Consider the following 12,010-nt stretch of genomic DNA (forward strand, 5'->3'; position numbering starts at 1 on the left):
GTTGCTCTCTTCAAGGCCGATGGGCCGTATGGAGCGGGGGAACGCAGGGAATAGCTAATCCGCAAGCCTCGGGCCCGCCATCCGGAAGGCCGGCTTGATCCCTGTAGGAGGTGTACCGATGAAGCCTTTGCGCCGTTGGCCGGGTTGGCCCGCCCTGCTGCTCGCGCTGCTGCCGCTTCTGGGCGGAACGCCGAAGATCGCCGGCGCCGCTTCCGCCGGGGAGGCCCCGACCGCTGCCCCGGCGGGAGCGGTCGTTCAGGCGGCCGCCCTCAAGCCGAGGACGGTTTCCTGGATTACGCTCTCGCGGGAATATCCCGGGGCGTTCGCCACGCGCGGACCGGCCGGCATCAAGCGCGTGGCGCTGACGTTCGACGATGTGCCGGACGAGCAGTATACGCCGGAGGTGCTGGACATTCTGGCCCGAGAGCATGTGCGGGCCACCTTTTTTGTCGTCGGAGAAAGAGCGGCGAAGGCGCCCTCCGTGCTTTGCCGCATCCGCGCGGAAGGTCATGCCATCGGCAATCATTCGTACGACCATACGTCGTACGCCCAACTGCCTCCCTCGAAGTTCGAGGAGCAGATCGAGTCGACGAGCCGTCTGCTCAGGACCCATCTCGGATTCACGCCGCGCTTCCTGCGGCCTCCCTACGGAGAAATCACGCCCCGCCAGCTGATGTGGACCCAGAGCCGCGGCTACTTCGTCGTCAATTGGGATGTCGATACGCAGGACTGGAGAGGGCTGTCCGCCGACCAGATCGTGCGCAACGCCCAAAAGACGCTCGCACCGGGCAGCATCATCCTGCAGCATGCCGGCGGCGGCATCGGCGAGGATCTGAGCGGCACCGTCAAGGCGCTGCCCCGCCTCATCCGCATGCTACGCGATCAGGGCTACGAGATGGTGACGGTGCCGGAGCTGCTCGGCGAATCGGAAGAAATCGAGAAAATGCGCCTCTATTGACAAAGAACCGGCTCCTTGGCGAAAGGAGCCGGTTCTTCTATCTAAATGAAGCGGTATGGTTTGGTTTGACTTGGATCAGGTCAGGACATGCACCTTGACCCATTGGAAGCCGAACGAACGGGCTTCGGCCGTCGTGCCGGGCACGAAGATGTCGATGCGGTCTCCTTTGATGCTGCCGCCCGTATCCGTCGCGGTCGCGATCATGCCGCCGACCGGCAGGCCGTCGTAGCTGTAGCCGGTAATGTACAGCTTCGTTCCGAGCGGAATCTGCTTCGGATCGACCGCGACGGTGCCGACGCGAAGCGGGTTTCCGAAATAGTCGACCGCTCCCCATTTTCCGTTTTCGGAAGCCGCGGACGTATAGGCGCTTGCCTTGATCTGAAGCGTGCGTCCTACCTCGTAGGATTTGCCGGTCGGATCGATGACTTTTTTCGTTCCCTCGTCGGCGGCGATCAGGCGGATGCCGGCGGACGAGGCGTGGATCGTCGTGCCGGCCGGAATGGAGAGCTTCAAGCCGGAGTAGATGTTCGTCGGCTCGATGCCTTCGTTCATCTCCATCAGCTTGTCCAGCGGAACATGGAACGCCTGCGCGAGCTTCCAGAACGTATCGCCGTCCTTGGCGACATACGTCGTAGCGGCGGAGGCCGATACGGGAGAGCTCAAAAGCGCGAGGCCGGCCAAAACGGCGGCGGCGGATTTGATCATCGGGCGGAGCATGGTCTTCATCGTCATGGGCATGGTTCCTCCTTGGTGGGACGCTTCGGGCTCCGTTCGTCGGGCCCGGCAGCGGAATGGTGCGGTCCGCGCAAAAACCTACGGGTGTCAGAATAACACAGGCTTCCGCGCGGCGGACCAGCCAAAAACAACCAGCTGCGGATTATGAAAGGCTCTCATTTTCGCCCGACAGCGGTCAATCCTTAGGCGCGCAAGGCCCGAAGCGTCCCGCAGACACCGCGCATGGGCGGCGGATGAAAAAACTCTAATGCAGCCTCGCCGAGAGGGTGGCGACCAAAAACTCCGTACAGACGCGTCATTTGCCGGGCCGCCCGCTGCCTGCCGATCCCGTTCGATGCCGCTAGATTCCGCTCAATTCCGTTCCATGCAGCAAGATCGCGCCCGAGCCCTCGATGCTCTCCGGAAAGCCGAACAGGGCTGCCCCCGTTCGCCTCATGGCGAATCGAAGACAGCCCTTGCCCGGTCAAGCCGATCTACAGAAAGAGATTACGCCTTGAACATTTGCACCCAGACGCCGTTATGGTACGCGACGCCGATGTTCGTGTACTCGGCCTTCAGGATGTTGGCCTTGTGGCCCGCGCTGTTCATCCAGGCATTCATTACTTCGGCCGGGGTGCGCTGGCCTTTGGCGATGTTCTCGCCTGCATAGCTGTACGTCACGCCGAACTGCTTCATCATGTCGAATGGCGAGCCGTACGTCGGGGACGTATGCGAGAAGTAATTGTTCGTGTACATGTCCTTCGCTTTCACGAGCGCGACTTCAGACAGCTGCGAGTCGCTCTTGAGCGCGGCCAATCCTTGCTTGGCGCGCTCCTGGTTCACGATCGTGACGACCTGCTGCGCAAAGGTGGCCGTGCCGCTCTCCTCCTGTCCGGACCCTGGAGCCGTCGTCGGCTTCGGCGTCGCTGTTGGAGCCGTCGTCGGCTTCGGCGTCGCCGTTGGAGCCGTCGTCGGCTTCGGCGTCGCCGTTGGGGCCGTCGTCGGCTTCGCCGTATATCCCGGCCATGTAAAGCCGTTTTGCTGCAGTTTATTCAAAAGCTCTTCAAAGTTGAAGCCCGAGCCGGCATAAAGCTGTTGAAGCAAGGCCGAAGAAGAAGGCTGAGCAGGCGCTGCGCTGGCTGTTCCGGCGGCCGAGACGCCCGTGAACGCGACTCCGGCGGCCAATGCTAGAGATAGAAATTTCTTATTCAAAATGAATTCTCCTCCTGTTATCCTTCGTCAGCCGAAGGTCGAGTAAAAGGCCGTGCAAGCCTTTCGCTCCTCTATCCTAGCACGCCGATCCGCCGAAAAACGCTGTTAGTTCCTGGCAACTCAAGCTGGAGACTGAAAAATGAGAACGCTCGAAGGCTCGAAATTCAGTCGGGATGCGGGTTGCGAAACGCGTCCTGAGAGCAATGAGAATTCTCTCATCGGCGTTCGGAGTTCTAAACGGGAAAAAGAGAACGAAAAAAAAAAAAGCCGAGCGCATCCGGCTCGACTTTTGGATCTAGAGATAGTCCGGCAGCGTATCGGCTTTTTTGAGGTTGCAGGCGGAGCAGGCGCAGACGCAGTTGTCTGGGGTGCTCAGGCCGCCCTTGGACTTGGGAAACACATGGTCGATCGTATCGCCGAAGCGGCCGCAATAGTGGCAGACATAGTTGTCCCGCTGCAGGATGAGCAGGCGGAAATCGCTCTTGGTGTACAGCTTGTGGATGAGGCGCGGATGCAGAATGCCGGCCGCCCCTTCCTGAACCATGCGCACCGCGATGTCGCGGTCGATTTCGGTATGCCAGCGCTTGCCGCTCTCGCGGCGGCCCCGCAGCTGGATGAGGCCGGTTCCTCTATCGTTGAGCACCGACGGATCGTACGAAAAAGGACCCTTGAACGGCCGGATAGGCTTGTACGGCAAGCGCACTCCCGGCGTATGGGAATGCGAAGCGGCGACGGCCGCCTTGCGCCCTTTGCGGCGGCGGCGGCGCTTGCGCTTGCGCTTGGACGGTCCCGTCTCCGAGACGACATCGGCCGACGAGACGGCCGCCTCCGGCGAGCGCGCGGCGTCCGTGCCGGAAGCGCCGGCGGAAGGCCGCGCCTCCGCGGCCGGGCTGTCCGGACTCGGCTCCCGTCCGGAAGCGGCGGCCGGCGGATCGGGCGCGGTTCTCCGCGCCGCCGCAACGGCGGCCGCTCCTTTGCCGGCGGCAGGGTCCCGTTCGGCCGCGGCGGCAGCCGGCGCGGCGACGGATTGCGAGGCGCGCTCGCCCCCGCCGGCGGCCGGCGCGGCGACGGACGCTCCCGGGGCACGCTCGCCCCCGCCGGCGGTCGGCGCGGCGGCGGACGCTCCCGGGGCGAGGACGGCCGCGCGGCCGCGCGCACGACGAGCGGCGGCAGGCGGGAGCAGAGCCTCCGCACCGACTTCGTCCCGCTTGCGCCTGCGCTGGCAAGCTCTGCACGTGCCTCTGCGCCCCTTGCGGCCGGTGCGCTTCGGGAAGGCTCCTTCTGGTTTGTCGCGGCCGCATACGGCGCATTGTTTGGTATCCATGAATCGTACGCTCCGTTCGCCGAGTGTCTTTCTCCAAAGCATACCATAACGGAGCTTGCCGATAAACAGCGCCGTAAGCGGTTCGCTTTTCGAAACACCGCTGTGCGGAACGAGAAAGCCCGCTTGAAATAACCCGTCACGTCCAATAATGACAATTTATACAAATTTTCGGCTCGATGTTGAGACTATAGTCTCAATGCCATGTTACTAATGTCCTATAATTACGGGTGCATCTTCCTAGAAGCCATGCTATAATACGAATATTCAGTACATGTGACATTTTCAGACCGGCATGAACCCTCTGGAACGCCTTGGCGGCACCGGACGGGAACGTAGGCCGCAGGGGGGATGGTGGCGGATGTTTGCGAAACGACTCAAAGCGCTGCGTAAAAAGAGAAAGCTTACGATGCAGGAAGTAGCCGATTATGTTGGGGTCGCCAAAAGCACCTACGCCGGCTATGAGTCCGGATACCGCCAGCCGACCCTGGAATCGATCCAGACGATCGCGCGCCGCTTGCATACGACGTCCGATTATCTGCTCGGCCTCACGGAATATGCCGAGCCGGTCGAGCCGAGCAGCAACGCCCGCGAATGGCTGAACCTCCAGCAGCTGCACTGGGACGGAATTCCGCTGGAGGAAGAGGACGTCGAGCTCGTCCGGCTGCTGCTCGAGCGCGTCGTCCGCGAAAGGCTCCGCAACGATCAAACCGGCCAAGGCTGAACCGCCTTGACCGGTTTTTTTATCTGCCTGAGAGCAGTCAGACACCGCCACAGCTCGCTGCGACCTGGGCGCGCCGTCTACGCGCGAAAAAACCGCGCGTAGCTTGCCGCTGCGGCCTGGGCGCGCCTCCTACGCGCGGAAAAACCGCGCGTAGCTTGCCGCTGCGGCCTGGGCGCGCCGCCTACACGCGGAAAAACCGCGCGTAGCTTGCCGCTGCGGCGTGGGCGCGCCGCCTATGCGCGGAAAAACCGCGCGCAGCTTGCCGCTGCGGCCTGGGCGTGCCGCCTATGCGCGGAAAAACCGCGCGTAGCTTGCCGCTGCGGCCTGGGCGCGCCTCCTACACGCGGAAAAACCGCGCGTAGCTTGCCGCTGCGGCCTGGGCGCGCCGCCTACACGCGGAAAAACCGCGCGTAGCTTGCCGCTGCGGCCTGGGCGCGCCTCCTACACGCGGAAAAACCGCGCGCAGCTTGCCGCTGCGGCCTGGGCGCGCCGTCTACGCGCGGAAAAACCGCGCGCAGCTTGCCGCTGCGGCCTGGGCGCGCCTCCTACGCGCGGAAAAACCGCGCGTAGCTTGCCGCTGCGGCCTGGGCGCGCCGCCTACACGCGGAAAAACCGCGCGTAGCTTGCCGCTGCGGCCTGGGCGCGCCGCCTACACGCGGAAAAGCCGCGCGTAGCTTGCCGCTGCGGCCTGGGCGCGCCGCCTACACGCGGAAAAACCGCGCGTAGCTTGCCGCTGCGGCCTGGGCGCGCCTCCTACACGCGGAAAAACCGCGCGCAGCTTGCCGCTGCGGCCTGGGCGCGCCGCCTATGCGCGGAAAAACCGCGCGTAGCTTGCCGCTGCGACCTGGGCGCGCCGCCTATGCGCGGAAAAACCGCGCGTAGCTTGCCGCTGCGGTCTGGGCGCGCCGCCTATGCGCGGAAAAACCGCGCGTAGCTTGCCGCTGCGGCGTGGGCGCGCCGCCTATGCGCGGAAAAACCGCGCGCAGCTTGCCGCTGCGACCTGGGCGCGCCGCCTATGCGCGGAAAAACCGCGCGTAGCTTGCCGCTGCGGCCTGGGCGCGCCTCCTACGCGCGGAAAAACCGCGCGTAGCTTGCCGCTGCGGCTTGGGCGCGCCTCCTACGCGCGGAATAACCGCGCATGCGGAAGCAACGAACAGGCTGGCCGAGGTCAGATATCGACCTGCGGGACAGCCCTCTTGAAGTTGCGGCCCCTTTCGCTTGCCAGCCAACGCCCACGGCCCGTCGAGGATCAGGCGCCGGCCGTCGCGGAACACGCCCTAGGGCACGCTCTAGGGCACGCTCTAGGGCACGCTCTAGGGCACGCTCTAGGGCGTGTTTGCATACTCCGAAGGAGGCAGATAGGGCCGGATTTTTGATCCCTGCAGGAATGCAGGCATAGGCGTACCCAGGGGTACGTCGAGCCTGCGTGACGAAGCAGAGGGCAAAAAGGCGGGGATAGATGCCCCTAACTAACTAAGCGGGTCTGCAGCCGACGCCAAGGCGTCGAGCTGCTTGCTCAGCCCGGCGCGCAGCAGCACGCGGGACTGCTCGTAGCTCTGCTTCCACTTGCTGCGCTCGCTCTCAGGGACATTCGCCTGCTCCGCCTCCGCGATCAGCCGGTCGAAGCGGCTGCGGCAGCCAGATTCGGCAGCCTCCATCTCGCCGGCAAGCTCCGCGCCGGCCTGCTGCCGCTGCTGCTCCGTCAGCTCTCCGCTCCTCGCCTCGCGGAGCCGTGCCTCGCCTTCCTGGAGCACCGAGGCTCCCGCCGAGACGCATTGCTCGCGGATCGTTTCCAGCCTCCGCTCGTAGACGGCAGTGTCCGGCTCGGCACTCGCGGCCGGCGGCTTCGCCGCAGACGGCGCCGCCGATGGAGCAGCTCCCGCCGGCTGTCCGGCCGACTGCCCTCCCGCAGGCGAAGGCCCGCCCGCTCCCGCGCCGCCTGGCCGAGAAGCCTCCTTCGCGATGCCGCCCGCTCCCGCGCCGGCCGACTGGGATGCTTCCTCCGCGTCGCCTTCGGCACCGGCGGCGGCCGACTGGGGAGCTTCGCCGGAAGCTTCCTTCGCAGCGTCGCCGGCACCAGCGGCGAGCGGAGGCGCAGCTTCGGCCGCTCCGTCTCCGCTCGCCGCCGCGCCGCTCGCCCCCGTGCCCTCGCCAGGGTCCGCTGCTGCGCCTGCCGGCGAGGGCGCGGGAGCCGCGGAGCGCTGCGGCAGCAGCGCCATCGCCGTCTCCGTCGTTCCCCGTTCCAGCTCGCGATGATTCAGATACCCGAGCACGGCCGGCACGACGGCCGCCGCCATCGCCAGCGCGAGCAGCAGGCGCCCGGCCCGGGGCCCTCCGCGGCCGACGACGGAACGTTTCTTGCGCTTGTTTCGATGGCCCATGATGACCGTCCCCTCTTTCGCTTATGCTGCGCGCGTCCTTGAATCAGCCGAGCAGTCCCTCCAGCAGCGCGCGCCCTTCCGCCAGCTCCCGTTCATATTCCTTGCGGTATTCCTGCAGACGCTCGGTCGAATAGCCCCCGGCCTCCAGCTTCGCTCTCGTCCCGCTCATGATGCGCTCGAACGCAGCGTCGCAAGCCGCGAATACGGCTTCTCCTTCCTGCCGCGCCTTCGCCTTCTCCGCGCCCGTGGAGGCGGACGAGTAGCGCAGCGCGAGCGCGACGAGATCGCTGCGGCATTTGCCGCGCAGCGCGTCGGCTTCGCTCCTTGCCTGGCGGTGGATCTCCTCCTCCGATGCCGAAGGAGACGGCGTCGGCGTTGCGCCTGGAGACGGCGATGCCGTCGGCGATGGAGCCGGAGAGCCCGGAGGCGCCGATGGAGCCGGAGAGGCGCTCGGCGCAGGCGTTGCCGGAGGCGGAGCCCAGCCTCCTCCGCCTCCGCCTGCAGGCGGGACGGCCGGAGACGGCGAAGCGGTCGGGGCCGGCGACGAGGCTCCGCCGGCCGGCGGAGCGGCGACGTCCTCCCCGCCGCTCAGTCCGTCCTCGGCCCCGCCGCCGCTGCCGGCTTGCGCTTCCGGCGTGATGTCGACGCGCAGCCGCTTGCCGTCCCAGGCGACGGACGCTCCCGTCAGCTCCGCGGCGAAGCGCAGCGGGACGTAAAGCGTGCCTTTGGCGATGAATACTTGCTGCCCGGACGGAAGCGCGGCCTCCTGCCCGAAGGCGTGGAAGCGGACCGGGACCGGCGTCAGGGCAAGCTTGACGCCTCCGTCCGCCGAGCGGCCTTCCGCCTTGAGCCGAGCGGCCAGCTTCGCCGCCAGCGCCTGGCGCCCGGCATCGGACGGCTGCTGCAGCGACAGCTTCTTGGCGGCGTTGTCCCACGCCGCCTCCAGTCCGAGCGCCTCCGACGCCGCCCGCAGCGGCAGGTACGTCCTTCCTTCATGCAAAAAGACCGAGCTCCCCTTGTCCAGCACGAGCACCTGGCCCCCGACCGCGATCGTCGCCGGCAGCGACAGCGCCGACACCGTCTTCGCCGCTGCCGCGGCCTTGGCGGCCGGAGCGGCCGCCGAGGATCCCGCCGCTGCGGGCGAGAACAGCAGCAGCGCGGCCGCCAGCAGCGCCCCTTTGCTTGCCCCATTCCGATTCATATCCGATCAGCCTCCTTCATCCTTCTTGTCCAGCGCTTTGCGCGCGAGCTCGCGCAGCCGGCCGTAATCGGCCTCGTCCAGTCCGGCCCGCAGCTTGCGCTTGATCTGCTCCTTCTCCTCCGCCGTCACCCCGCCTGCGGCGAGCCGCAGCAGGCCGAGCGCCTCCTGCCGGTCCATCGCGCCGGCGACGATGGAGAGCGCTTCCCGCTTCTCGGCTGCGGACAGCCGGGCGGCAGCGTCGGCATAGGCCGCCGGCACTGCCGGCGCGGCTGCCGCGCCGGACGGGCCGCCGCTCGCCTCGGAGCCGGCCGCTGCCGGAGCCCCTTCCGCCTCCAGCGGCGGGGCGGCAGCGCCCGCAGCGGGCGGGACCGCTCCCGCCAGGAGCGGATCGCCTGCGGCCGCTGCCGAAGCTCCCGCCTCCGCCGCCAGCTGGGGAGCGAGCTGCTCCATGAAGGCGGCCAGCGCCTTGTCGGCGGCGCGCTCGGCGGCGATCCAGCCTCCGCCTCCGAGCAGCAGCGCGGCCGCGAGGCCGATCAGCAGCCTTTTCACGCGCTTGCGCATGATCCATCCTCCTTCCCCGCAACGAAAGCAAGGGCGGACGCCGAACGGATGTCCCTCCGTCCGGCGAAGGCTCCGCCCCCGCGATTCGATTCGGCTACAGCTGCTTGGCGGCGCGGTACAGCATCGCCGACGCCTCGGCGCGCGAAGCCTGCTGCTGCGGCTTCAGCTCGCCGCCGCCGCCGATGATGCCGAGCTGCGCGGCGATCGCTACGGCCGGCTTCAGCGAAGCGCTGACGGAAGCCCGGTCCTTGAAGCTCGCGAGCGCCTGCTCGGTGAGCAGCGACGTCGGATAGCCGCCCGCCTGCTGGAGAGCGCGCGCGATCATCGCGGCCATCTCCTGGCGGCTGATCGCCGCATGCGGAGCGAAGCTGTCGGCGCTGCGGCCGCTCGTGATGCCGCTCGCCGCCGCAGTGCCCACATACGGAGCGAACCAGTCGGACTCGCGGACATCCTTGAACGTCAGCGGCACCGCGTCGGCGCCAAGGTTGAACGTGCGCACGAGCATCTTGGCGAACTCGGCGCGCGTCACGCTGCGCGACGGCTCGAAGGCGCCGGCCGATACGCCGTTCATGATGCCTTTGGCCGCCATCGTCTCGATCGTCGTCCGCGCCCAATGCGAAGCCGGAATGTCCTTGAACGCCACCCGGTTCTCGACGACCGCGTACACCGAGCCGGCATCCTGCACGTCCGCCGAGTAGACCGAGCCCGCGACGCCCGACTGGAAGTCGGCTGCCCGGCCCGCCCGGATCTTGACGAGGCTCAGCCGGTCGGCGTCGACCGATCCGGAACGCGAGAGAGGCAGCTCGAGCCGCACCGGCCTGCCGAAGCTCGTAATCTTGCGGCCGGACTGCTCGATCTCGTACGTGTACGCTCTCGACGCCAGCGGCAGGCTGGAGGCGGAGGTGACGGCGCTGTCCTGCAGGCGGCTCAAGGTGATCGACAGCTTGCCGGTCCGCGCCGCCACCGGCACGGAGACGCGCGCGCCCTCCGCCTGAAGCCCGATGAAGTCGATGCCGCTGCTCTTGGCCGACTCCAGCACCTCGGCCGGGATGTCGAGCGACCAGCTGTCGGCCTGCTCCGTCTCAAAGTCGAGCTCCGCGCTCACCCGCAGCGAGCCCGTGCCGGCTTGTCCGGCTCCCTCGAAATCGGCGAGCGCGCCTTTGATCTGGGCCGCCGCGTCCGAGATGGCCGAAAACTGGCTGCCCGCCTCCTCGGCGTTCCACTCGGCGCTGAAGGCTCCGGCCGAGCGCGGCGTCGGCGCCGGCATCTTGATCTTGCCGATCGCATCGAGCGCTTCCTGCGCCGCCTTGAACGCCTCTCGGATCAGCTTCAGCTTCTCGCTGATCGAGCTCGTGGCGTTGTAGCGTTGCTTGATCGACTCGAGCTTGGCGAAATACTGCTGCAGGATCGCCGCGATCTGCTCCGCTACGCTGCCCGGACCGGTGTTGCCCGGCTCCTCGCCGGACCCGCCTCCGCTGCCCGGGGTCGGCGTCGGGAAGCCGGGGAACCCGGGGAACCCGGGAAAGCCCGGGAAGCCGCCTCCGCCAGGGTCCGGCGTCGGACTTGGCGTCGGAGACGCGCTCGGCGTCGGCGTTGGAGACTCGCTCGGTGTCGGCGTCGGAGACGCGCTTGGCGTCGGTGTCGGAGACTCGCTCGGCGTCGGCGTCGGAGACGCGCTTGGCGTCGGCGTCGGGGACTCGCTCGGCGTCGGCGTCGGAGACGCGCTTGGCGTCGGCGTCGCGCCTTCGGCCGTCAGCGTAATCTCCTTTTGGAAGATGACCTTGTCCGGGCCGCCGTACGGGTTGAGCAGCCGGGCCTGGATGACCGCGCTCCCCGAGGAGGCGCTGCCGGGGATCGTAACGATGCCGCTGCCCGTGACGGCCACGTCGTCGCTGCCGGACAGCTTGGCCCAGGTGAGCGCTACCGAAGGAATGGCGATGCCGCTGACGGTCAGCGAGTATTGATGCTGCCGTCCCTGCTGGGACACCTGCACCTGCTCGGCGCTCGTCAGCCGCATGAGCGCGACGAGCAGCGCCGACGCGGCCGGCTTCTCGTACGCGAGCCGCTCCTGGAAGCCCACCATCGTCTGCTGCAGGTCCATGCTCGTAATGCCGTACTCCTGCAGCATCGCGGCGAACGTATATTCGTCCGTGCGGGCGAGCAGGTCGTTCAGCACGCGCAGCATGAGCTCGTTGCGCTTCTGCGGCTCGTAGAGCAGCTGGAACAGCTGCGCCTGGCTGAGCTCGGCGATACGCTTGCGCACGGTGCCCTCGACGCCGAGGCGCGAGCCGCCGTCGCCGTAGAAGAACGCGACGACCTCGTCCATCGTCAGATCGCTGTCGCCGCCCGCGCGCACGATCGCGGCCAGCGCCGCGCGGTAGTCGGCGTTGGAGCGCAGCTTGCGCAGGTCGTCGTAGGTAGGACGGTACGTCAGCGCGAGCGTGTCGCGGTACAGCGCGAACAGGTTGTTCCGGATGAACTCGCGGTCCGCCGAAGCCGGCAGCTTGGCGTCGATCTTGTCCCATACCGGCGCGGCGAGCTGGAACTCGGCGGCCGGATCGAGCGCCTCGAGCTCCTCGCGGAAGCGAAGCACGTCCTGCAGGTCGGCCGGATCTCCGGCCAGCAGCGCTTCATGCAGCGCGTACAGCTGCGCCAGCGCGCCGTCGATGTTCGGCGGCTGCGGCAGCGAGCCGGCCGCGCTGGCGATGCCGCCGCCGGACAGGGAAGAAAGCGCGGCCGAAGGCAGCGCGGACAACGGGCCGGCCGCCATGACAGCGGCGAGCATGGCCAGAGACAGCTTGCGATGATTCGTCATAGGTTTCCTCACCTCGATTGTTCGGATAGGCGTTGCGGGAGATAGCAGGCCGGCCGCCGAGCAAGGCGCCGTACCGCGCCCGGCTTAAGGCGCGGCTTGAGCGCTGCCCGAGCGCGCAGCCCC

The 12,010-nt window shown here is 67.5% G+C and carries 9 protein-coding genes; 2 read left to right on the forward strand and 7 right to left on the reverse strand.

The genetic code is table 11. The features are described from left to right. Positions 1–118: 118 nt before the first annotated feature. On the forward strand, positions 119–958 hold the full coding sequence (locus GE073_RS19670) for a polysaccharide deacetylase family protein (protein WP_153784150.1): 840 nt from the start codon (positions 119–121) through the stop codon (positions 956–958). Positions 959–1,033: 75 nt separating this feature from the next. On the opposite strand, the gene GE073_RS19675 is transcribed toward GE073_RS19670, so the two are convergent. The 3 genes from GE073_RS19675 to GE073_RS25560 all read right to left on the reverse strand — a co-directional run bounded on the left by GE073_RS19675 (position 1,034) and on the right by GE073_RS25560 (position 4,208). After that, positions 1,034–1,690 carry a 3D domain-containing protein gene (locus GE073_RS19675; RefSeq protein ID WP_228551653.1) on the reverse strand — a complete coding sequence of 219 codons (657 nt, stop codon included), beginning with the start codon at positions 1,688–1,690 and terminating at the stop codon, positions 1,034–1,036. A gap of 489 nt (positions 1,691–2,179) precedes the next feature. After that, positions 2,180–2,728: a CAP domain-containing protein gene (locus GE073_RS19680; protein ID WP_323744206.1), complete on the reverse strand. Its 549-nt coding sequence runs from the start codon at positions 2,726–2,728 to the stop codon at positions 2,180–2,182. A gap of 451 nt (positions 2,729–3,179) precedes the next feature. Further along, positions 3,180–4,208 carry an HNH endonuclease gene (locus GE073_RS25560; RefSeq protein ID WP_228551655.1) on the reverse strand — a complete coding sequence of 343 codons (1,029 nt, stop codon included), beginning with the start codon at positions 4,206–4,208 and terminating at the stop codon, positions 3,180–3,182. A 358-nt stretch (positions 4,209–4,566) separates the two neighbouring features. Here GE073_RS25560 and GE073_RS19690 point away from each other — a divergent pair, with 358 nt between their 5' ends. Further along, positions 4,567–4,929: a helix-turn-helix domain-containing protein gene (locus tag GE073_RS19690; protein ID WP_028600493.1), complete on the forward strand. Its 363-nt coding sequence runs from the start codon at positions 4,567–4,569 to the stop codon at positions 4,927–4,929. Between the two features lie 1,469 nt (positions 4,930–6,398). Here GE073_RS19690 and GE073_RS19695 read toward each other — a convergent pair. From GE073_RS19695 to GE073_RS19710, 4 genes are all read right to left on the reverse strand, one after another. Continuing rightward, the gene (locus tag GE073_RS19695; RefSeq protein ID WP_101808059.1) at positions 6,399–7,310 is read right to left on the reverse strand and encodes a hypothetical protein; all 912 of its coding nucleotides are present in this window, start codon (positions 7,308–7,310) and stop codon (positions 6,399–6,401) included. A 43-nt stretch (positions 7,311–7,353) separates the two neighbouring features. Beyond that, entirely contained in the window at positions 7,354–8,511 is a 1,158-nt protein-coding gene (locus GE073_RS19700; protein ID WP_153784151.1) for a copper amine oxidase N-terminal domain-containing protein, read from the reverse strand. Between the two features lie 6 nt (positions 8,512–8,517). Further along, positions 8,518–9,072, reverse strand: coding sequence for a hypothetical protein (locus tag GE073_RS19705; RefSeq protein ID WP_028600490.1), 555 nt, complete (start codon positions 9,070–9,072; stop codon positions 8,518–8,520). 94 nt (positions 9,073–9,166) lie between these two features. Beyond that, positions 9,167–11,887 carry an S-layer homology domain-containing protein gene (locus GE073_RS19710; protein WP_153784152.1) on the reverse strand — a complete coding sequence of 907 codons (2,721 nt, stop codon included), beginning with the start codon at positions 11,885–11,887 and terminating at the stop codon, positions 9,167–9,169. Positions 11,888–12,010 lie beyond the last annotated feature (123 nt).

This window comes from Paenibacillus sp. B01, from assembly GCF_009649995.1.
Lineage (GTDB): Bacteria > Bacillota > Bacilli > Paenibacillales > Paenibacillaceae > Paenibacillus_O > Paenibacillus_O pasadenensis.